General features: G+C 38.3%; 23 protein-coding genes. 16 read left to right on the top strand and 7 right to left on the bottom strand.

Annotation, left to right across the window (positions count from 1 at the left end; genetic code table 11):
* Positions 1-162 precede the first annotated feature (162 nt).
* Together A6E03_RS15525 and queF are read right to left on the bottom strand one after the other, a co-directional pair.
* Entirely contained in the window at positions 163-2382 is a 2220-nt protein-coding gene (locus tag A6E03_RS15525; RefSeq protein WP_065601213.1) for a lipopolysaccharide assembly protein LapB, read from the bottom strand.
* Between the two features lie 120 nt (positions 2383-2502).
* Positions 2503-3348 (bottom strand): NADPH-dependent 7-cyano-7-deazaguanine reductase QueF, encoded by an 846-nt coding sequence (gene queF, locus A6E03_RS15520; RefSeq protein ID WP_065592620.1) that lies wholly within the window; start codon positions 3346-3348, stop codon positions 2503-2505.
* 108 nt (positions 3349-3456) lie between these two features.
* Here queF and syd point away from each other — a divergent pair, with 108 nt between their 5' ends.
* The gene (syd, locus tag A6E03_RS15515; protein WP_065601212.1) at positions 3457-4005 is read left to right on the top strand and encodes a SecY-interacting protein; all 549 of its coding nucleotides are present in this window, start codon (positions 3457-3459) and stop codon (positions 4003-4005) included.
* Positions 4006-4110: 105 nt separating this feature from the next.
* Positions 4111-4884, top strand: coding sequence for a Zn-ribbon-containing protein (locus A6E03_RS15510; protein ID WP_065592622.1), 774 nt, complete (start codon positions 4111-4113; stop codon positions 4882-4884).
* A 65-nt stretch (positions 4885-4949) separates the two neighbouring features.
* On the opposite strand, the gene A6E03_RS15505 is transcribed toward A6E03_RS15510, so the two are convergent.
* The 4 genes from A6E03_RS15505 to A6E03_RS15490 form a co-directional block, all read right to left on the bottom strand.
* Positions 4950-5399, bottom strand: coding sequence for a YaiI/YqxD family protein (locus A6E03_RS15505; RefSeq protein ID WP_065592623.1), 450 nt, complete (start codon positions 5397-5399; stop codon positions 4950-4952).
* Positions 5399-5668 (bottom strand): hypothetical protein, encoded by a 270-nt coding sequence (locus A6E03_RS15500; RefSeq protein ID WP_065601211.1) that lies wholly within the window; start codon positions 5666-5668, stop codon positions 5399-5401. The genes A6E03_RS15505 and A6E03_RS15500 overlap by 1 nt, the downstream gene beginning before the upstream one ends.
* Positions 5669-6454: 786 nt before the next feature.
* Entirely contained in the window at positions 6455-6763 is a 309-nt protein-coding gene (locus A6E03_RS15495; RefSeq protein WP_065592625.1) for a DUF3301 domain-containing protein, read from the bottom strand.
* Positions 6764-6767: 4 nt separating this feature from the next.
* Complete coding sequence (locus tag A6E03_RS15490; protein WP_065592626.1) at positions 6768-7805, bottom strand: DUF3549 family protein; 1038 nt, start codon at positions 7803-7805, stop codon at positions 6768-6770.
* Between the two features lie 102 nt (positions 7806-7907).
* On the opposite strand from A6E03_RS15490, the gene A6E03_RS15485 reads away from it, so the two are divergent.
* Together A6E03_RS15485 and truC are read left to right on the top strand one after the other, a co-directional pair.
* Positions 7908-8228, top strand: a complete 321-nt coding sequence (locus tag A6E03_RS15485) for a YqcC family protein (RefSeq protein ID WP_065592661.1) — start codon at positions 7908-7910, stop codon at positions 8226-8228.
* Between the two features lie 14 nt (positions 8229-8242).
* Entirely contained in the window at positions 8243-9028 is a 786-nt protein-coding gene (gene truC / locus A6E03_RS15480) for a tRNA pseudouridine(65) synthase TruC (RefSeq protein ID WP_176703496.1), read from the top strand.
* Between the two features lie 249 nt (positions 9029-9277).
* Here the strand turns inward: truC and suhB are convergent, their stop codons facing one another.
* On the bottom strand, positions 9278-10081 hold the full coding sequence (gene suhB / locus A6E03_RS15475; RefSeq protein ID WP_065592628.1) for an inositol-1-monophosphatase: 804 nt from the start codon (positions 10079-10081) through the stop codon (positions 9278-9280).
* 209 nt (positions 10082-10290) lie between these two features.
* Here suhB and trmJ point away from each other — a divergent pair, with 209 nt between their 5' ends.
* The 12 genes from trmJ (at position 10291) to A6E03_RS15415 (ending at position 20230) form a co-directional block, all read left to right on the top strand.
* Positions 10291-11028: a tRNA (cytosine(32)/uridine(32)-2'-O)-methyltransferase TrmJ gene (gene trmJ / locus A6E03_RS15470; protein WP_065592629.1), complete on the top strand. Its 738-nt coding sequence runs from the start codon at positions 10291-10293 to the stop codon at positions 11026-11028.
* A 96-nt stretch (positions 11029-11124) separates the two neighbouring features.
* Complete coding sequence (iscR, locus tag A6E03_RS15465) at positions 11125-11631, top strand: Fe-S cluster assembly transcriptional regulator IscR (protein ID WP_065592630.1); 507 nt, start codon at positions 11125-11127, stop codon at positions 11629-11631.
* Between the two features lie 31 nt (positions 11632-11662).
* The gene (locus A6E03_RS15460) at positions 11663-12877 is read left to right on the top strand and encodes an IscS subfamily cysteine desulfurase (RefSeq protein WP_065592631.1); all 1215 of its coding nucleotides are present in this window, start codon (positions 11663-11665) and stop codon (positions 12875-12877) included.
* Positions 12878-12909: 32 nt separating this feature from the next.
* Positions 12910-13287 (top strand): Fe-S cluster assembly scaffold IscU, encoded by a 378-nt coding sequence (gene iscU, locus A6E03_RS15455; protein WP_012549523.1) that lies wholly within the window; start codon positions 12910-12912, stop codon positions 13285-13287.
* A 128-nt stretch (positions 13288-13415) separates the two neighbouring features.
* Complete coding sequence (iscA, locus tag A6E03_RS15450; protein ID WP_065592632.1) at positions 13416-13739, top strand: iron-sulfur cluster assembly protein IscA; 324 nt, start codon at positions 13416-13418, stop codon at positions 13737-13739.
* A gap of 15 nt (positions 13740-13754) precedes the next feature.
* The gene (hscB, locus tag A6E03_RS15445) at positions 13755-14270 is read left to right on the top strand and encodes a co-chaperone HscB (protein ID WP_065592633.1); all 516 of its coding nucleotides are present in this window, start codon (positions 13755-13757) and stop codon (positions 14268-14270) included.
* Positions 14271-14305: 35 nt separating this feature from the next.
* On the top strand, positions 14306-16159 hold the full coding sequence (gene hscA / locus A6E03_RS15440; RefSeq protein ID WP_065601209.1) for a Fe-S protein assembly chaperone HscA: 1854 nt from the start codon (positions 14306-14308) through the stop codon (positions 16157-16159).
* A gap of 2 nt (positions 16160-16161) precedes the next feature.
* The gene (gene fdx, locus A6E03_RS15435) at positions 16162-16500 is read left to right on the top strand and encodes an ISC system 2Fe-2S type ferredoxin (protein WP_065592635.1); all 339 of its coding nucleotides are present in this window, start codon (positions 16162-16164) and stop codon (positions 16498-16500) included.
* A 124-nt stretch (positions 16501-16624) separates the two neighbouring features.
* Positions 16625-16819, top strand: coding sequence for a Fe-S cluster assembly protein IscX (gene iscX, locus A6E03_RS15430; protein ID WP_176703495.1), 195 nt, complete (start codon positions 16625-16627; stop codon positions 16817-16819).
* A gap of 231 nt (positions 16820-17050) precedes the next feature.
* The gene (gene pepB / locus A6E03_RS15425; protein ID WP_065592637.1) at positions 17051-18337 is read left to right on the top strand and encodes an aminopeptidase PepB; all 1287 of its coding nucleotides are present in this window, start codon (positions 17051-17053) and stop codon (positions 18335-18337) included.
* Between the two features lie 92 nt (positions 18338-18429).
* Entirely contained in the window at positions 18430-18864 is a 435-nt protein-coding gene (ndk, locus tag A6E03_RS15420; RefSeq protein ID WP_065592638.1) for a nucleoside-diphosphate kinase, read from the top strand.
* 247 nt (positions 18865-19111) lie between these two features.
* The gene (locus A6E03_RS15415; RefSeq protein WP_065592639.1) at positions 19112-20230 is read left to right on the top strand and encodes a bifunctional tRNA (adenosine(37)-C2)-methyltransferase TrmG/ribosomal RNA large subunit methyltransferase RlmN; all 1119 of its coding nucleotides are present in this window, start codon (positions 19112-19114) and stop codon (positions 20228-20230) included.
* Positions 20231-20237: the final 7 nt, after the last annotated feature.

The raw sequence follows: 20237 nt of genomic DNA, 5'->3' as shown, positions 1-20237 counted from the left end.
TTAGAGAGTAATTCATACGTTATAAAAACATTGATAAGACCAATTATTTATAGTAACAAATTTATAATTAACAGACTAAAAAAAGTACCCTATTTTGTTTAATTGATAATCATTCACTAATGATAATTGTTAAATTTGTGATGCATAATCCAAATCCTAAAATTAGTGCTTAGACGTCATGACTTTAATTAGGCCCTGATTAATCGCTTGCTTACATGCAGAAATAATATTATTGCTAGCAAAACTGGCAGCAGGGGCATTATCAATCGCTCGATAATGGACCCATTGGCTGCCAGAATGTTCAGCGCTAATATCGCAAGCCGTATTCGTTGCCATTAATAGAATATCGATCAATTCACGGTCATTAATGGCGGTATAAGCACGTGGTAAAAATGGATACTCCACCATACCTATATTGACGGTTCTATTAGGCATTGTTTTTGATTCAAAATTGTTTATCCAAGATTGAACGGTTTCAGCCATTTCTTGAGCGTTGGATGTTGAATCTGATTTATGCTCAATATATAAAAAACTAGAGTCAGAAAAATGATAAATTCGACATGGCAATGTAACTACGGTAGATAGGTAATCGCCAAATTCTTTTTCAATCGATAACCCTTCTTGATAACCGTGAGTGAAATACAATTCTTGTAATACCGGCACATGAAAGAGAGTAAAACGAAGGCGGTCACTTAAGGGTTCGTTAATTAACTCGCCTAAATGCCATTGCTCTATATTTGAGCTACTTTGTTGTAATGATGAAGGCAGTCTTTCTGTTAATAAACGGAAGTTACGTAAGCCACTTCTTGGGTGGGTGTAATATTTGTTCAATAGTAGATGCAGACGTTTCTTTAAAAAACGATTTACCTGCTGTTGTCTAAAGGCATAAATAGAAATCAAGGTTAAAAGAACCAATAAAAATCCGGCTATTTTTTGTATTTTTCGAGTTTGTAAGTGGTTTTCTTTTAATTGTTCCTCTAATCCTTGGTAGTGTAGGGATTGCTCGATAATACTCTTTTGCTGCCTGAAAACACCCTCATTAATTTCATTTTGTACGGCTTGAACTGATGAATTTAAGGTTTCGTATTCTCTTTGGGCTTTTAATGCGAGTTCATATTTACCCATTTTCTCATAGGTTTCAGATAACAATTTTTGTGACTGTAACTTTAAACGTAAGTCATTATCTTTCTTACTGTATTTGATTGCTTGCTGTATCTGTTGAACGGCAAGATCTGTTTTATTATTTACGAGATAAAGTTTCGCCTGTAAAAGGGAAGCGCACGCTTTTTGTTCTGGCAAATTTACGTATTCATTAAGGTTATTTGCTTGTTTAAGGTAATGTTCACTTAACGCATAGTTGTAAAGTAAGAAATAGGTATTCGCGATATCTAAACGTAATGAGATTAATTTATCTACGTTATTTTTTTCTTTTTCTTGGTCAAGAGCATTGAAGTACTGTACTAAGGCTAAGTTAAATCGCCCCTGTTTTAAGTGTATTTGAGCAATTAAAATTAGGACGTTAGAGAGTTGCTCGCTGTTATTGTATCGGCCATAGAACTCGGCAGATTGCGAGGCATGTTCTAATGCTTTATCTAACACTTGTCTTTGGAAAAATAACTGCCCAAGTAAATAGTTAGTTGTTGCTAACTGACCACTTCTGTCCGCTTCAATCGACTGCCAGTAAGCACTTAATAACTCAGTTAATGCTTGATCAAATTGTTTGTTTTTTAAAAAATACTTACCGTAAGAAATATGATAATAAATCATACTACTAGGGTCATTAAGTGCGCTTCCATGAAACATGGCTTGCTTATAATATTGTTGTGCTTGACTGTTATTGCCTTGAAATGATTCCACTTCAGCATGAATTAAGGCTAAGCCAAAATAGAGTTTTTGGTTTAATTTTATTTTTGTATCTAACTTATTTAATTCAACAGAGATGTCTTTTAAAATGGCATTCGTTTCGTTGATATTTTGAGTTAAATTCCACCATAAGCTTGAATAGATAAGTTTTGATTCTAAGTAACCAGACTTTAAGTCAAAGTCTTTTGCTAGAGCGATTGCTTGTTTAATAGATTCAATAGATTCACGATTACGATCAAGGCGCTTATTTGCTAAGGCTTTAATTTGAAACGCTTCAACGGTACTAATTGGAGTGCGGATAGTTCGTTCCGAATCATTATTGATATGAATTCGGTTTGGATCTTGTTCTGGAGATATTTGTCGTTGTTCTAAATATTGCTGGGCAATTGAATGGGCTTGTTCTGGATTTGTATCCAGTAATTGGTAGGCGTCATTTAAAATAGGCGCAGAGAAAAATTTAGCCCACGCTGATAGAGGGAAGAAAATAAAGATAATAAGAAGGCATTGACGCAAAGACATGTAAATGATCCACTAAAAAACAACCATTACATACTATCTATGTGGTGAAATTTGTCTACTAGGAATACGATTCAAAGTAGACAAAACTCACTATTTTAAAGGCTTTTGGTGCCTAAATTCTTATTGTCGAGCCAAACGTAGGTTATGTTCTGGTTTGGCTAAATGTGAACTACGGAATGGATTGATATCAAGTCCGCCACGGCGCGTGTAACGAGCAAATACCGTTAATGACGTTGGTTTACAGAATTTCATAATATCAGTATAGATACGTTCAACACATTGTTCATGAAACTCATTGTGTTGACGGAATGAAATTAAGTAGCGAAGTAGTTTTTCACGATCAATTTTCTTACCGTCATAATTTATTTCAACACTGCCCCAATCTGGTTGGTTTGTAATAAGACAGTTTGATTTTAATAAATGGCTATGTAGAACTTCGTTGACCATTTCTTCTGATGTACTTGATTCTAAATAGTTAGCGTCAAATTCATAGCTATCAATAATAATATCTTGATTATCTATACACTCACCTTGCATATCGACGATTGGTTGTTGTGAGTATGCTTGCACTGGGTGTATTTCTACTTTTACTTCTTCACCTGCACACGCACTTAAGTCTTTAATTAATGTACGAGTTACTTCATCCCATGAAGAGAATTTAGTTTGGTTAAAGCTGTTTAAATACAATTTAAAGGATTTAGATTCAACCAAATTAGGACTTGTTGCAGGTAATACTACGTCCCCAACGGCTACTTGAGGTAAACCACTTTGGTTTAACCAAGATAGCTCATACAGTGTCCATACATCACAACCTACAAAAGGTAATTCGTCACCTAATTTAAGATCATCACGATTTAAACTGCGAGGAACGGCCTGTAATAATTCTGGCTCATAGCTATGTTTATATTCGGTTTTCTGACCAAGAGTCAGTGATTTTAGCTCATCAGCGTTAGTGTATTTAGTCATATTGAAAATGCCAAAAGTAGATTAGAATAGAGGTCGCTTAATAAATTAGCGTTATTTGATACAATTAACGGTAGTTTACTTGAATTTTTGTCTTATTAGGAGAATCGAATGCCACTTTCGGTAGAGCAAGCGCTTGCTAACTTTAGTCAACGCTATGTAGAAGCATGGAAAGCCAAACATAATAGCCTTCCGATAAATGAAGAGTTAGTGGGATTAGCTTCACCTTGTATTGATGAAACGCGTGATTTAGAGATCTTATGGCAACCTATTGCTCGTGAAGAGAACATTCGATTAGTTAACATCGAAAAAGGCATTGAATTAGATCTTCATGATGATTTTCATGCGTTTTATGGAGCTCAATTTAGTGCAGATATGGCCGCTAAATTTGAGGATATGAATATAGAGTTACTTCAAGTTTGGAGTGATGAAGATTTAGATAATTTACAAGGCAATATGCTTGGTCATCTTGTTATGCAGCGTAGATTAAAGTTAGTGCCAACGTTATTTATTGCCGTAACGGACGATGAGATGGAAGTGATTTCTATTTGTAATCAATCAGGCGAAGTTATTTTAGATACGGTTGGTACAAAGAAACGAAAAGTATTGGCTGAGAATATGACTGAATTTTTAGAAAAACTTGAACCGGTTGTTGCTTAAACGATCGGTTAATATGCCCTAGAAAGATCATGATTAAATCAATTCCGATAAAGGTATGCTTATCGGAATTTTCATTTTATACGTTGTAGTAGGAAATAAGCGTTAATGTTTGTAACTGAGTTAGATTTTGAAATTTACTGCGATACTTCAATGGCCGCAGTAGAGAAAGCGATCAATTATTGTTTGGATTGTTTACGTTATAACGGACAAGTGATTGGTCGTGAATTACCAGTGGTAATGAAGGGAACTAATTTTGTTGCACGTGTGGTTTGCCCTGAAGAAGATTCACTTCATCCTGATAATCACAGTCCACAAGTGAAATTGGCGTTTAAACAATTAAGTGATTTCGGATTATTAGAACCGAAAGTCAAAGTGGTTGGCCAGGACATGAATTCTGACCGAAGTGATGAGAGTGAAAAGGTAAGCTGGCAAATTCTGTACACTACCCATTTGCATACTTGCTCTCCAATTCGTCACGGTGAGACGTTTCAACCTATTCCTCTTTATCGTTTACCTGCTGTTGCTAATGGTGATCAAAAACAATTCATTAAATGGCAAGAAGATTGGAGTGCGTGTGATCAATTGCAAATGAATGGGTCTGTGGTTGAACATCCTGCATTGCATGAAGTGAGTTCAAGTGAGAGTCGTTTATTTAAACGTGGTTGGGATTTGTGCCGCCGTATGGAAGTATTGAGTGGTATTTCAACGTATCTATACCTTTATCGTGTCGGCGGTGAAAGTAAAGAAAAAGAATTAGCACGTAAATGCCCAGTGTGCGATGGAGATTGGGCGTTAGAAGAGCCAATTCATGAAGTGTTTGATTTTAAGTGTGATGAGTGTCGATTAGTTAGTAATTTGTCTTGGGATTTTAAAGACTAATACTCGGTCATATACAGATAAATAAAAAATGGGAGCTCACAATGAGCTCCCATTTTTATTTGTTTTTATTTTTTGAATTTAGCAAGGATACGATCCAGTTGATTAGCAAATTCACGTCGGTCAGTCTGAGATAGTGCGGCAGGGCCTCCCGTTTGGATGCCGCTTGCTCGCATTGTATCCATAAAGTCACGGATATTTAAACGTGCTTTTATCGTAGCTTCAGTATAAAGCTCACCGCGAGGGTTCAGAACTTGTACCTTTTTTTCGATCAATTCTGCAGCCAGTGGAATATCACCACTGATAACAAGATCTCCCGCTTCAGAACGTCTTACTATTTCGTCATCTGCAACATCAAAACCAGATTCAACCTGTATTGATTTAATATTGAACGCTATTGGTACTGGAATGTAGTGGTTTGCAACAAAAGTCAGTTGGATGCCAGTACGTGTAGCAGCGCGGCAAAGTACTTCTTTTACGACTTTTGGACATGCATCTGCATCTACCCAAATTTGCATTATTTATTCTCCAAAGCGTTTAAACGCTGGGTTAATTCTCTTACTTGTTGTTCAAGCTGAATAATACGTTCATCGGCAGTTAATGCACTTTCACGTACTTCAATTTTAGGTACGTGAGCACTGGCTTGAAATGATTTAATTGCAGTAATAATCGCAGGCATAGGAACTTGAGTGCTTAAGCGAGATTTAACTAGGGCTGTTGTTGGTTTTTTCCCTTCATTGATTAAATCTTGCATTATTTTTTGCAGTTCATCAGTTACATTTTTCATCATGACTTCCTATATTTCATCTGAAGCCATGATATCTAATACTGGCTCAATGCACCATAGATATACATTACTTCAGTTTGATTGACATAATTTGAGTTTAGGCAGAAATTACATTAGAAATAACCGAGAGTTCTTGTAAGAGATATCTTACAAAACCGTTGAGATATGTCGTTTTCTTTATAGTGATAATCAATGCTATGCATCTTAATTTATTGTTTTTAATGTCTTTTGTTTTATTTAATTACGAGACGTATCTTATTTAGGTAGGAAAATGATAATTAGGGGATTGTTCCTAAAAGTAAAAAGCGTAATCTTATTGGTGTCGGAAGGATACTGACACGGAACAGGAATTGACCAAGGATTTGGTACGCTTCAGGATGAGGCACTCGGTTACTTAGGATGAGTAATCGGCATGGAAAGCAAAACCGGACATTGAATGGATTCAATAGTAGCTAGGATGGTTACTACTAAGGAAAGATAATGGACACCTCTAGGATAGAGGAAGGATTAGACATCAGGATGATGTAAAGGACACAGCTCAAGGAACAAGTGAAGTGAGTTAGCGACGGATTGTTAACGGATCAGGATTAGATCATGGACACCGCTAGGATAGCGATGAAAGGAATACGCTGACGGATTCAGCATACTATCAAGGATTTGATGCACGGAGCACCCTAAGTAGCGGGACTGCTGCGAGTAGAGTTATGACCCCATTAGGCGAAAGCTTAGTGGGGTTTTTCTTTATTTTCTATGAAGTACTTATCTTCAATCAAATACCTACCTAGACTAATATTCTTGAGCCATACGATACGGTGGTAAATTAAACTTTGCTGCTTTAAAGCCTACCATGATTAATTTACCCGTATAGTAGTCATCACCAATAGAAGAAAATTCAAATTCATACGTTGTGTATAAACGTTTCTTACCACTTGGTAAGCGAAAACCATAAGATCCTCTTGCAACACTTAATAGCTGCAATTCCATTTTTTTACAGTACTGTTGGATAGCTTGATGTGCGTATTCTGATTGTCTTCTTTGTTGCCAAAAAAGAAAACAGAAAAAGGTTAAGCCAAGTATTGCAAAAAGATTATCCATATCATTAGCTCTTGGTAGTTTGTTGTAACGTTAATAAGGCGTCTGCTAGTTTAGGATCTGCTTCTCCATGCAAGATCTGTAACATACACATACGTAATTTAGGTTGCATAACTAAATCTGAAAACAGTTGGTTGAAGAGTTGTTGATCACCCGTCTGAGCTAGACGCAGTAAGAATAAATTCGCAGTCGTAAGGTCTTCTAACCCAAGCCAGCAACGACCAGCAATCGCCACTAAGACTTCAGGGTGGCTCAACCGTTCACTAGATAGAATACTCGTTAATGCTTGAGTTAAAATAGAATGTTGAGATCCAGAAAGTGCACGGATATGCGCAGACAACAAAAATAGGTCAGCATTATCATCACCACAAAGATCATTTACAATATCTAACTGCGTTTGTGCTAGTTTTTCTGGCAGTTCTACATGTTCTAAACAACCCAGAGTGGCATATAAAACAGTCGTTGGTAAATGCGATAGTGCTTTACGTAATGCGACACCATTATTTTCTTTACTTAAATTGGCACAAACATCCGCTAAGCCCTGAACCCCAACAAATTGCCAATTATCCCACCCATTTTTACCAGAAAGGTATGTTTGAGCATGTTCGTAGTATTGGCTCATTGATTGTTTTAAATCAGAGCGTAGTAAGCTATGAAACATGGCCATTTTGTCGTCTTTTGGCTTAAAGGTGTAAGGATTGTTAGCCAGTTTTTGTTGTTGTTCTTCGTTTAAATCGCCACTTAATGACACACCAATAGCTTCAACTACATACTTAATAAAATTACCAATATCGCCTTGTTGTAATAAACCACGCTCATCCAAAGGTAGTTTTAAAAACCAAATCCAAGGTTGTTTAGCTTCATTCCAATAAGCAATGGCTAAATGAGCATGGCGTTGAAGTGGAAAAGGATAAGGTTGCTGAGCAGCTTCAATCGATTCAAATTGTTTATTGGAAATAGGTTGCACGCGACGACCTAAATCATAAATAGCGTATTCACAATTTGATTGTTGGATAAGTTGGCTAAGCGTATAAATCTGTTCCATGATATGTCTTATTCAATGGTTAATATCATGATTATACCCAACCATTGATAAGATGGTATCCTTTGTCATTAAAAGTATCAGAGAGTGCGAGATCAATCGGTTATGACAACTTCATCATCGTTAGTTGTGTTATTGCAGCAGTTAACGGAACAATTACAACACCATGAACATTGGCAAGAGAGTTCACCATCGGATGCTGCATTGGCAAGTGTAGAGCCTTTCGCCCTTGATACTTTATCGTCAACAGAATGGTTGCAATGGATTTTTATTCCCAAGATGTTCATCTTAATTGAGAATGGACACTCATTGCCAAAAGGATTTTCAATTACCCCTTATGTTGAAGAAACACTGAAAAATCAAAAGGGCGAAGCTGAGATTATTAGCCTTTGTCAGGCCATTGATAAATTGAGTAATATTTTGTGAACATAGATAAACATATCCTAGAAGAAGAGCAACCTGTCGAAAACGATATACAACCAGAACCCATTGAGCTAGAGATTGTGTACCGTGATGAGAATTTAATTGCGATTAATAAACCGGCAGGAATGCTTGTTCACCGTTCATGGCTTGATAAATATGAAACCGTATTTGCGATGCAAACATTACGAAATCAAATTGGCCAACACGTATTCCCGCTACATCGCTTAGATAAACCGACATCAGGCATTTTGTTTTTTGCATTATCAAGTGAAGTTGCTGCTCAATTTTCACCATTGTTTTCAGGTAGAGAAATTAAAAAAACGTACCACGCTATTGTTCGTGGCTGGATAGAAGAGAGCGATACTCTTGATTATCCGCTTAAAGAGCAGTTAGATAAAATAGCGGATAAAAAGGCATCAAAAGAGGTTGAGGCAAAAGAAGCGATAACCGAATACACGCCACTCGCTAAAGTTGAGTTACCTTATTCAACGGGTAAATTTCCAACCAGTCGTTATTGTCTTATGGAACTAAAACCTCAGACTGGTAGAAAGCATCAGCTCCGTCGTCACATGGCACATTTGCGTCACCCAATTGTTGGTGATACGACTCATGGCGATGGGAAGCACAATAGATTATTTAAAGAGAATTTGGACAGCCATCGCTTGTTGTTACATGCATCAGGGCTGAGTTTTACTCACCCTATTACTAATGAAAATATAGAGATAAAAGCAGGCGTTGATGAAACATGGCGGAGATTAATGGCAGAGTTTGGTTGGGATATTGAGTCATACCAATTCCATTAATTATCTGATCATTATTATTGGTTAAATAACTCAATAGTTGCGTTAAAAATTAGTATTGTAGAATAACTACTTAAAAGAATTTTTGCCTTACTCTTAAGTGATTTTTCTGCGTAATAAATAGATCACCTAATTAGTTACATTGGTATTATAGAACATCGGATTAAAGACAATAAAAAAGGGAAGTGAGATAAACTCACTTCCCTTTTTTTAACAAAGATTTTTAATTCAAATCTTGATAATCAATTAAGATTATTTAGTCATTGCTTCGCTGCCGTTTTCACGGATTTTCTTAAGCATAGACTTAACGATACGTGGGCTACCAGCTACTAGGCCGCCAGTTTTCATGTAGTCAGTGTTGCCAGAGAAGTCAGTACAGATAACGCCAGATTCACGAGCGATTAGGTCTGCTGCTGCCATTTCCCAAGGCTTAAGGCCAAGAGCGAAGAAGCCATCGATGCGAGCTGCAGCTAGGTAACATAAATCTAGAGAAGGACAGCCAGAGCTACGGATATCAGCACATTCAACAAACATCGCGCCTAGCACTTTTGAGTAGCTTTCTGCGTGTTGTTTTTGACGGTATGGAAGACCAGTCGCAAGAATTGTTTCGTTCATGTCTTTTAATTCTTGAACACGAACACGTTGGTTGTTGCGTTGAGCACCAGAACCACGTTGAGCTGTGAATAATTCATTACGGATTGGATCGTATACACAAGCAACTTCTGTACGACCTTTAATGCGAACTGCAATAGAGATAGCGAAGTGTGGGATACCTTTAACGAAGTTAGTAGTGCCATCTAATGGGTCAATGATCCATTGAACGTCAGCGTCTCTGCCTTCGATTAGGCCAGACTCTTCAGAAATGATGCTGTGATCAGGGTAAGATTTCTTGATCATATCAATAAGCATATATTGAGCATCGTTTTCGATGTTCGTAATAAACTCGTTATTGCCTTTTTTTGTTGTTTCAATTTTGTCAGTTTGCTCAAAAGATTTAGCAACAAAGTCACCGGCTTTACGCGCAGTACGTATAGCAATATTTAGCATTGGATGCATAGTTATATCCCAAAAGATGTTAAAGAACAGAAATCGGCCGCGAGTATACATAAAGTAACGCTTAAAAGGAAGCGTTTATTTTTTGTTCAGTTAGTGTCGTTCATTACAAAAAAAACCATAGCAGGTTAAAATCTCTTATATATAAAGAAGAAAGGGGTATTGCTTTATGGTAGTATCCGGCGGCTCTTTTCATCATATGGAAAAATAACATGTTAGATAGAATTCGTATTGTCCTTGTTGGTACTAGCCATTCAGGAAACATTGGGTCAGCTGCTCGTGCAATGAAAGTAATGGGTTTAACTAATATGGTATTAGTTGCGCCTGAGTGTGAAGTAGATGGTCAAGCCATCGCATTAGCTGCTGGTGCAAGTGATATTGCGAATCGTGCTCGCATTGTTGATACTTTAGATGAAGCCATTTCTGATTGTGGTTTGGTTATTGGTTCAAGTGCACGCTCAAGAACACTTGAATGGCCAATGCTAGAACCGCGTGAAGCAGGTGTAAAAGCAATAGAAGAAGCACCGTCTCATCCAATCGCATTCATTTTTGGCCGAGAAAGAGTAGGATTAACAAATGAAGAATTACAGAAATGTCATTTTCATGTATGCATTCCTGCTAACCCAGAGTACAGCTCATTAAATTTAGCAATGGCGGTACAAACAATCAGTTATGAAGCACGCGTTGCTTGGTTAGATAGCGAAGCTTATAAAGGTGAAACAACAGAATCTGAATATCCTTTAAACTTCGAATTAGAATTATTCTATGAACACCTTGAAAAAGTCATGACAGACACAGACTTTATAAATAAGGCTCATCCTGGACAAGTGATGAATAAGATGCGTCGTATGTTTAATCGATGCCGTCCTGAAACACATGAATTACGCACTTTACGCGGTATATTAACCGCAGTAGAAAGAAGCATGAAAGACGAAAATATAAGCAAGTAATAATACTTGACTAAAATAGTGGGATAAATACTTGACCAAAATAGTCAGGTATGGGAAACTTCATTCCATACGAATAGTGTGGATATGAGGTAACTTATGAAATTAACTTCGAAGGGAAGGTATGCTGTAACAGCAATGCTAGATGTTGCACTGCATGCTCAAGAAGGCCCTGTGCCACTTGCCGATATCTCGGAGCGACAAGGGATTTCATTATCTTATCTTGAACAATTATTCTCTAAATTACGTAAAGCCGGTTTGGTTGCTAGTGTTAGAGGTCCAGGTGGTGGTTATCACTTAGGATTAAAACCAGATGAAATCGCAGTTGGAATGGTTATTTCAGCGGTTGATGAATCGGTTGATGCAACTAAATGTCATGGGAAAGAAGGCTGCCAAGGTGGAACGCGTTGTTTAACGCATACCTTGTGGCGTGATTTAAGTTCTCGTATTAGTAGCTTCTTAGATGGAATTACTCTTGGTGAACTCATGATAGATAATGAAGTTCAACAAGTATCAGATAGACAAAATATCGATGCCGCCTTAAATAATGGGTTAGCACCGAGTTCTAAATTAACAAATTCTGTGGGTGTTAATGTCCGCTTTTGACGGTCAAACGTCTGTATTCTCGGAGATGAAAATGAAACTGCCAATTTACTTTGATTATTCGGCGACTTGTCCTGTTGATGAGCGTGTTGCGAATAAAATGGTTCAACATATGACAATGGATGGATGCTTTGGTAATCCAGCATCACGTTCACACCGTTACGGCTGGCAGGCTGAAGAAGCGGTTGATACCGCTCGTGACAATATTGCTGCTTTATTAAATGCTGATCCACGTGAGATCGTATTTACATCTGGCGCTACAGAATCAGATAACCTTGCAATTAAGGGTGCTGCACATTTCTATCATAAGAAAGGCAAGCACGTAATTACTTGCAAAACAGAACATAAAGCCGTTCTTGACCCATGTCGTCAACTTGAGCGTGAAGGCTATGAAGTTACTTACCTAGACCCAGAATCTAATGGTTTAGTTGACCTAGCTAAATTAGAAGCAGCAATGCGTGAAGATACCGTGCTTGTTTCTATTATGCATGTAAACAATGAAATTGGTGTGATTCAAGACATCACAGCAATTGGTGAACTTTGTCGTTCACGTAAAATTATTTTCCATGTTGATGCAGCACAATCAGCAGGTAAGGTCCCTCTTGATGTACAAGAAATGAAAGTGGATTTAATCTCTCTTTCTGCTCATAAAATGTATGGCCCTAAAGGCATTGGTGCATTGTACGTTCGTCGTAAACCACGTATTCGTTTAGAAGCACAAATGCACGGTGGCGGTCATGAGCGTGGTTTCCGTTCTGGTACATTAGCAACTCATCAAATCGTTGGCATGGGTGAAGCGTGTCGTATCGCAAAAGAAGAGATGCAAAAAGATTATGATCATTGTTTAGCAATGCGTGATCGTCTTCTTGATGGCGTTAAAGATATGGAAGCTGTACACATTAATGGTGATTTAGACCAACGTGTACCACATAACTTAAACATCAGCTTTGAATTTGTTGAAGGTGAATCATTGCTAATGGCACTGAAAGATCTTGCGGTTTCTTCAGGTTCAGCATGTACGTCAGCAAGTCTTGAACCATCGTATGTATTACGTGCGTTAGGTCTGAATGATGAGCTAGCACACAGTTCAATTCGTTTCTCATTTGGTCGTTATACGACAGAAGAAGAGATTGATCATGCAATCACACAAATTAGCCAAGCAGTAAACAAACTGCGTGATATGTCTCCATTATGGGATATGTATAAAGAAGGCATCGACTTAAACACGGTTGAGTGGGCACACCACTAACACGGACGTTCCAGAATTTAGAGGTATTTATCATGGCTTATAGCGAAAAAGTAATCGATCATTACGAAAACCCACGTAACGTTGGTTCATTTGAAAAAGATGATCCATCGGTTGGTAGTGGTATGGTTGGTGCGCCTGCATGTGGTGATGTAATGAAATTGCAAATCAAGGTATCTCCAGAAGGTATTATTGAAGATGCAAAATTCAAAACATACGGCTGTGGTTCAGCAATCGCATCAAGCTCATTAGTTACTGAATGGGTAAAAGGTAAAACTCTAGACGAAGCAGCTGCGTTGAAAAATGCTGAAATTGCTGAAGAGCTAGAATTACCACCAGTGAAAGTACACTGTTCAATCTTAGCGGAAGATGCGATTAAAGCAGCGGTACTAGATTACCGTAATAAACACTAAGATTAAGTAACATTATAAAGCGTCTTGTTTACGTTATATTATGTAAATATGACGCTTTATTGTTTAATATAGGTCGTTATAAATTAACGACACCCATGACCACAAACAAATATAGTAAAGGTTGTAGTATGGCCATTTCAGTTACTGAAGCAGCAGCAAGCCGTGTTCAAACATTTCTTGAAAACAGAGGGAAAGGCATTGGTCTACGTTTAGGCGTAAGAACCTCTGGTTGCTCTGGTATGGCGTATATTCTTGAATTTGTTGATGAACTAAACGAAGAAGACGAAGTGTTTGAAGAGTTTGGTGTAAAAATCATTATCGATCCTAAAAGCCTAGCTTACATGGATGGAACAGAATTAGACTTTGCCAAAGAAGGTTTAAATGAAGGTTTCCAATTCAACAATCCAAACGTAAAAAGTGAATGTGGGTGTGGTGAAAGCTTCAACGTATAGAGCATAACGTTAACTATGAATCATTTTGAATTATTTGGGCTACCAAACCAGTTTAAACTGGATGGTGGCCTTCTTTCTGCTCAATTCCGTGAATTGCAGAAACGATTCCATCCCGATAACTTCGCGACTTCGTCAGAGCGTGACCGCTTGCTTTCCGTTCAAAAAGCGGCACAAATTAACGACGCTTATCAAACGCTAAAAAATCCAGTTTCCCGTGCAGAATATCTACTTTCAGAACAAGGTCATGACATACGTGGTGAGCAAACTACGATGCAAGATCCAATGTTTTTAATGCAACAGATGGAACTACGAGAAGATTTAGAAGACATCTCATCAAGTTCTGATCCTGAAAGTGCACTATTTGATTTTTCTGAAAATGTTTCCGCAATGCGTAAATCACAATTGGCTGAGTTAGAACAGCAGTTAGACGCGGATGCATGGCAAGAAGCGGCACAAAGCGTACGTAAACTAAAGTTTATTGATAAGCTAAATCAAGAAGTCGAAAAGTTAGAAGATAAATTATTAAATTAATCTTTGTTAGATTAATTAAGTGAAGGATATTACTCATGGCATTTCTACAAATTTCTGAGCCTGGACAAAGTGCTGCACCACATCAACATAAACTAGCAGTCGGCATCGATTTAGGCACAACTAACTCATTGGTCGCTTCGGTTCGAAGTGGTGAAGCAAAGACATTACCTGATACAAAAGGTAACGTAATTCTTCCGTCCGTGGTGCAATATCAAAACGATAAAATTTGTGTGGGTGCCAACGCTTACCAATCAGCCGCTTCTGATCCTCAAAATACCATTATTTCGGTAAAACGTTTAATGGGACGCTCATTGAAAGACATTCAAGCGCGTTACCCTGATCTACCTTACCAATTTACAGAAAGTGATAACGGGTTACCTGTTATTAGTACACCTCAAGGTGATGTTAATCCAGTTCAAGTATCAGCGGAGATCCTTAAATCGTTATCTAATCGTGCTCAAGCAACGTTAGGTGGTGATCTTGAAGGTGTGGTAATTACAGTACCGGCTTATTTTGATGATGCTCAGCGCGCAGGAACAAAAGATGCAGCAACATTAGCAGGCTTAACTGTTCTTCGTCTATTAAATGAACCAACAGCCGCAGCGATTGCTTATGGCTTAGATTCAGGTCAGGAAGGCGTTATTGCAGTCTATGATCTTGGTGGTGGGACATTTGATATTTCAATCTTACGTTTATCAAAAGGCGTATTTGAAGTATTAGCAACAGGTGGTGATTCAGCACTGGGTGGTGATGATTTCGATCATGCATTAGCTCAATGGATTAAAAACCAAGCAGGTATTACATCTGCACTTTCTAATCAAGAACAACGTGAGCTTTTAACATTAGCAACAGAAACTAAAGTGGCATTGTCAGATGCAGATTCAGTTACTGTTTCTTTTAAAGAATGGTCAGGCAATATTACGGTTGATATCTTTAATCAATTAATTCAATCATTAGTGAAGAAAACGCTAATGGCTTGTCGTCGCGCTCTAAAAGATGCAGATATTACCTCAGAAGAAGTAATGGAAGTGGTTATGGTTGGCGGTTCGACAAGAACGCCTATCATTCGCAGTTCTGTTGGTGATTATTTCGGTAAAACGCCATTAACCAGTATTGACCCTGACCAAGTGGTTGCTATTGGTGCTGCCATTCAAGCGGATATTTTAGTGGGTAATAAACCTGATGCTGAAATGTTACTGCTTGATGTTATTCCATTGTCTCTAGGTATTGAAACTATGGGTGGTTTGGTTGAAAAAATCATTCCACGCAATACCACTATTCCTGTCGCGAAAGCACAAGAATTTACGACCTTTAAAGATGGTCAAACAGGAATGATGGTTCACGTTGTTCAAGGTGAACGTGAAATGGTGGAAGACGGTCGTTCTCTTGCTCGCTTCTCATTGAAAGGCATTCCACCGATGACGGCGGGTGCTGCACATATTCGAGTGACTTACCAAGTGGATGCTGATGGACTTTTATCTGTAACGGCAATGGAAAAAAGCACAGGTGTTCAATCTCATATCCAAGTTAAGCCTTCTTATGGTTTAAGTGATAATGAAGTAGCGAACATGCTGAAAGATTCAATGACGTTTGCTAAAGAAGATATGCAAGCTCGTGCATTAGCAGAGCAGCAAGTTGAAGCGGATCGTGTTATCGAAGGGTTAGTTGTTGCGCTTAATAATGATAGCGACACATTACTATCCAAAGAAGAGCAAGCAGAAATTTTACAAGCAGTTGAAGCGTTGATCATAGTACGTCAAGGTACAGATACGCAAGCAATTGAAGATGGAATTAAACACGCTGATGAAGCAAGCCAAGAGTTTGCTGCGCGTCGAATGGATGCTTCTATTCGCGCCGCATTAGCCGGTCAATCTATTGATGAGGTATAGAAATGCCAAAGATTATTGTTCTACCACACAGTGAGCTATGCCCAGAAGGTGCAGTGCTTGAAGCCAATGAAGGCGATACGGTTTTAGACGTAGCGTTAAAAAATGGTATTGCTATTGAGCATGCGTGTGAGAAATCATGTGCATGTACTACGTGTCATATTGTTATTCGTGAAGGGTTTGACTCACTAGAAGAAAGCGATGAGCTTGAAGATGATATGCTAGATAAAGCATGGGGTTTAGAGCCAGAGTCTCGTCTAGGTTGCCAAGCGAGAATGGCAAAACAAGATTTAGTGGTAGAAATTCCAAAATATACACTAAACTTAGCATCAGAAGATCATTAATCTTACCGATTAATTAAGTTCCTTTTGATAAAGGTAAGGGATGAAGAGTGAGTGATGAACTTACCTTTCAGAACTTACCTTTTTTTATATCTGTAATAACGTAATTAAGGATGAAATTATGAGCATGAAATGGATAGATTCACGAGATATAGCAATAGAATTATCAGAAAAATACCCTGAAATAGATCCACAAACTGTTCGCTTTACCGATTTAAGAGAATGGGTGATGGCGTTAGATGAATTTGAAGACGATCCAAATCATTCTGGTGAGAAGATACTCGAAGCGATAATGCTCTGTTGGATGGATGAACGAGATTAATTTCGTTGTATTAATTGATCTAGCTTATAACGTATAAAATCCCACCAATTGGCTAGATCAATCTCTTACATTTTGTGTAAACGCCTTGTATCGCTAAGGTAAAATAGGCAAATTAGATAAAAACGAACATTCTGTTCGCTTATGCCTATTTGATATTCGCGTAATATAAAAGATCACCATGGTAACTTGTGTGATTATATGGAGTTATTGCGTATTTAAAGGAGATCCACCATGTCACAAAAGATGACAGTACAACTTTCAACAGAAGTAGCAGCAGCTCATTGGGGTGATAATGCGCTAATTTCATTTGCCGCTGAAGGCGCAGTCATTCACTGTGTAAATACTGATGTGTGCAGTGCAATTCAACAAGCGGCTAGAAAGTTAAACGGCCAAGGCATTGTTGAGGTTGAATTAAAAGGGTCAGATTGGGATCTTGAATCTATTTGGTCTTTTATTCAGGGTTTCCGTAATTCTAAAAAGAACAACGATGTGACTTGGGCTGCATTACCTGATGTGGATGAAAATGAGCTGAAGGCACGTATTTTAACGACTAACTGGACACGCGACATCATCAATAAAACAGCGGAAGAAGTCGCGCCACGTCAATTGGCAACGATGGCTTCTGAGTTTATTAAGTCAGTGGCGCCAGCAGGAACAGTGACAACTAAAATTGTAAAAGATAAAGATCTTTTAACGGAAGGTTGGACTGGTACTTATGCTGTTGGCCGCGGATCTGAGCGCACTTCAGCGATGCTGCAATTGGATTACAACCCAACAGGTGATGTTGATGCCCCTGTATTCGCTTGTCTTGTTGGTAAGGGGATCACGTTTGATTCAGGTGGATACAGCATTAAACCATCAGGTGGAATGGCATCAATGAAGTCTGATATGGGTGGTTCTGCACTAGCAACTGCCGGTCTTGCTATGTCTATTCTTCGTGGTTTAGATAAGCGTGTTAAGTTAATTCTATGCTGTGCTGAAAATATGATCTCAGGTCGAGCATTAAAATTAGGTGATGTCATTACCTATAAGAATGGCAAAACGGTAGAGATATTAAATACAGATGCAGAAGGGCGATTAGTATTAGCCGACGGTCTTCAATTTGCTTCAGCACAGAATCCAGAATTAATTATTGATTGTGCAACATTAACAGGGTCGGCTAAAATGGCCGTTGGTAATGATTTTCATTCATTATTAAGTTTTGATGATGAATTAAGCCAAAAAGCATTGTTATCAGCCCAGGAAGAAAACGAAGGACTGTGGCGTTTACCATTAATGGAATTTCACCGCGCTATGCTACCATCGAATTTTGCAGACTTAGCAAATATTGGGTCTGGCACATATTCACCAGGTGCTAGTACTGCAGCAGCCTTCCTTTCTTATTTTGTTGATGATTATAAAAAAGGATGGTTACATATGGATTGTTCAGCAACATATCGTACATCGCCTTCTGATAAATGGTCAGCCGGAGCAACAGGTGTTGGTGTAAGGACATTGGCGAACCTACTTACAAAATAACGCAGAAAAGATCGAGCCATAAACTCGGTCTTTTTTCTTATAACTATAATAGCTTCAAAAGAAGTAATGAAATTCGAAAAAAGGAAAGTAAAATGACAATAGAACGTACTTTTTCAATTGTAAAACCCGATGCCGTTAAGCGTAATCTTATTGGTGCAATTTACCGTCGTATTGAAAAAACAGGTATGCAAGTTGTTGCTGCTAAAATGTTACATCTAACTAAGGAACAAGCTGAAGGTTTTTACGCAGAGCATGAAGGCAAAGAATTCTTTAATGACCTAGTTGCTTACATGATTTCTGGTCCAGTAATGGTACAGGTATTGGAAGGTGAAAATGCGGTTGTTCGTTATCGTGAATTAATGGGTAAAACAAACCCAACAGAAGCCGCTTGTGGATCACTTCGTGCTGATTATGCGATCAGTATGCGTCATAACTCTGTTCATGGCGCTGATAGTCCTGAATCAGCAGCACGTGAAATTGCATACTTCTTCGCTGGCGATGAAATTTGTCCGCGTCCAGCGGAATAAAATCATGTTAAAAAATAAGCGAAGCTAAGGTTTCTATATTAACTAGGAATTAATCGCTTCGCTCTCTATAAGAGCAGACTCTTTTACACTGGTTGTATATCTGCTCTTATAGTATCTAGGCACGAAGTGCATATAGTTTCTATTCTTTGATCCCCAGCAATACCTCGAACCTCTAGCAATATGCCCCCAAAACTTGTACAATTCTGCGCCCGATATTCGCGGTGATGTTATTTATCAGAGAGGCAACATGACTACAGCTAAAATCAATCTACTGGACTTTGATCGTAAAGGACTTCGAGCATTTTTTTCTGAGGAATTAGGAGAGAAGGCCTTCCGTGCAGATCAAATCATGAAGTGGATGTATCACTTTGGTTGTGATGACTTCGATCAAATGAACAATATCAACAAAAAACTTCGTGAAAAACTAAAGCATAAGTGTGAGATCCGTGCTCCTTACGTATCTGAAGCTCAGCATTCTGTAGATGGCACTATCAAGTGGGCAATGAAAGTTGGCGATCAAGATGTTGAAACGGTTTATATCCCTGATGGTGATCGTGCAACGTTATGCGTCTCTTCTCAAGTAGGTTGTGCACTTGCTTGTACATTCTGCTCAACTGCTCAACAAGGTTTTAACCGTAACCTTAAAGTGTCTGAAATTGTAGGCCAAATTTGGCGTGCAGCTCGTGAAATTGGTCTAGAAAAAGAAACGGGTCGTCGTCCAATTACGAATGTTGTAATGATGGGCATGGGCGAACCATTACTTAACATGAAAAACCTAATTCCATCATTAGATATCATGCTTGATGATCTAGGTTTTGGTTTATCTAAACGTCGTGTAACCGTCTCTACATCAGGTGTCGTTTCTGGTTTAGAACAAATGATTGGTAAAGTTGACGTTGCTTTAGCTATTTCTCTTCACGCTCCAACCGATAAATTGCGCAGTGAGATTATGCCAATTAATGATCGTTGGAATATCGACGCGTTTTTAGCGTGTGTTCGTGAATACATTGCATCATCAAATGCTAACCGTGGACGCGTAACGGTAGAGTACGTACTTTTAGATCATATTAATGACGATATGGATCATGCAAGACAACTCGCAGAATTGCTAAAAGATACCCCTGCAAAGATTAATTTGATTCCATTTAACCCATATCCTGGGTCACCATACAAGAAGCCAAGTAATTCACGTATCGATCGATTCATGAAAACACTAATGGAATATGATTTTACGGTAACAGTTCGTAAAACTCGTGGTGATGATATTGATGCCGCTTGTGGTCAATTAGTGGGTGATGTAATCGATAGAACTAAACGTACTCAAGTTAAACAGCAAGGTGAGGCTATCCCTGTTAAAACTGTTTAACCTTATT

It is taken from the genome of Aliivibrio sp. 1S128 (genome assembly GCF_001691065.1).
Classification (GTDB): domain Bacteria; phylum Pseudomonadota; class Gammaproteobacteria; order Enterobacterales; family Vibrionaceae; genus Aliivibrio.
Note: the sequence above shows the minus strand (reverse complement) of the source record. Positions and strands in the feature narration are given on the sequence as shown.

What these genes read in the sequence shown, in the direction of transcription:
- A6E03_RS15525 (WP_065601213.1), bottom strand. Translation starts at nt 2,382, where the DNA reads ATGTCTTTGCGTCAATGCCTTCTTATTATCTTTATTTTCTTCCCTCTA.
- queF (WP_065592620.1), bottom strand. Translation starts at nt 3,348, where the DNA reads ATGACTAAATACACTAACGCTGATGAGCTAAAATCACTGACTCTTGGT.
- syd (WP_065601212.1), top strand. Translation starts at nt 3,457, where the DNA reads ATGCCACTTTCGGTAGAGCAAGCGCTTGCTAACTTTAGTCAACGCTAT.
- A6E03_RS15510 (WP_065592622.1), top strand. Translation starts at nt 4,111, where the DNA reads ATGTTTGTAACTGAGTTAGATTTTGAAATTTACTGCGATACTTCAATG.
- A6E03_RS15505 (WP_065592623.1), bottom strand. Translation starts at nt 5,399, where the DNA reads ATGCAAATTTGGGTAGATGCAGATGCATGTCCAAAAGTCGTAAAAGAA.
- A6E03_RS15500 (WP_065601211.1), bottom strand. Translation starts at nt 5,668, where the DNA reads ATGAAAAATGTAACTGATGAACTGCAAAAAATAATGCAAGATTTAATC.
- A6E03_RS15495 (WP_065592625.1), bottom strand. Translation starts at nt 6,763, where the DNA reads ATGGATAATCTTTTTGCAATACTTGGCTTAACCTTTTTCTGTTTTCTT.
- A6E03_RS15490 (WP_065592626.1), bottom strand. Translation starts at nt 7,805, where the DNA reads ATGGAACAGATTTATACGCTTAGCCAACTTATCCAACAATCAAATTGT.
- A6E03_RS15485 (WP_065592661.1), top strand. Translation starts at nt 7,908, where the DNA reads ATGACAACTTCATCATCGTTAGTTGTGTTATTGCAGCAGTTAACGGAA.
- suhB (WP_065592628.1), bottom strand. Translation starts at nt 10,081, where the DNA reads ATGCATCCAATGCTAAATATTGCTATACGTACTGCGCGTAAAGCCGGT.
- trmJ (WP_065592629.1), top strand. Translation starts at nt 10,291, where the DNA reads ATGTTAGATAGAATTCGTATTGTCCTTGTTGGTACTAGCCATTCAGGA.
- iscR (WP_065592630.1), top strand. Translation starts at nt 11,125, where the DNA reads ATGAAATTAACTTCGAAGGGAAGGTATGCTGTAACAGCAATGCTAGAT.
- A6E03_RS15460 (WP_065592631.1), top strand. Translation starts at nt 11,663, where the DNA reads ATGAAACTGCCAATTTACTTTGATTATTCGGCGACTTGTCCTGTTGAT.
- iscU (WP_012549523.1), top strand. Translation starts at nt 12,910, where the DNA reads ATGGCTTATAGCGAAAAAGTAATCGATCATTACGAAAACCCACGTAAC.
- iscA (WP_065592632.1), top strand. Translation starts at nt 13,416, where the DNA reads ATGGCCATTTCAGTTACTGAAGCAGCAGCAAGCCGTGTTCAAACATTT.
- hscB (WP_065592633.1), top strand. Translation starts at nt 13,755, where the DNA reads ATGAATCATTTTGAATTATTTGGGCTACCAAACCAGTTTAAACTGGAT.
- hscA (WP_065601209.1), top strand. Translation starts at nt 14,306, where the DNA reads ATGGCATTTCTACAAATTTCTGAGCCTGGACAAAGTGCTGCACCACAT.
- fdx (WP_065592635.1), top strand. Translation starts at nt 16,162, where the DNA reads ATGCCAAAGATTATTGTTCTACCACACAGTGAGCTATGCCCAGAAGGT.
- iscX (WP_176703495.1), top strand. Translation starts at nt 16,625, where the DNA reads ATGAAATGGATAGATTCACGAGATATAGCAATAGAATTATCAGAAAAA.
- pepB (WP_065592637.1), top strand. Translation starts at nt 17,051, where the DNA reads ATGTCACAAAAGATGACAGTACAACTTTCAACAGAAGTAGCAGCAGCT.
- ndk (WP_065592638.1), top strand. Translation starts at nt 18,430, where the DNA reads ATGACAATAGAACGTACTTTTTCAATTGTAAAACCCGATGCCGTTAAG.
- A6E03_RS15415 (WP_065592639.1), top strand. Translation starts at nt 19,112, where the DNA reads ATGACTACAGCTAAAATCAATCTACTGGACTTTGATCGTAAAGGACTT.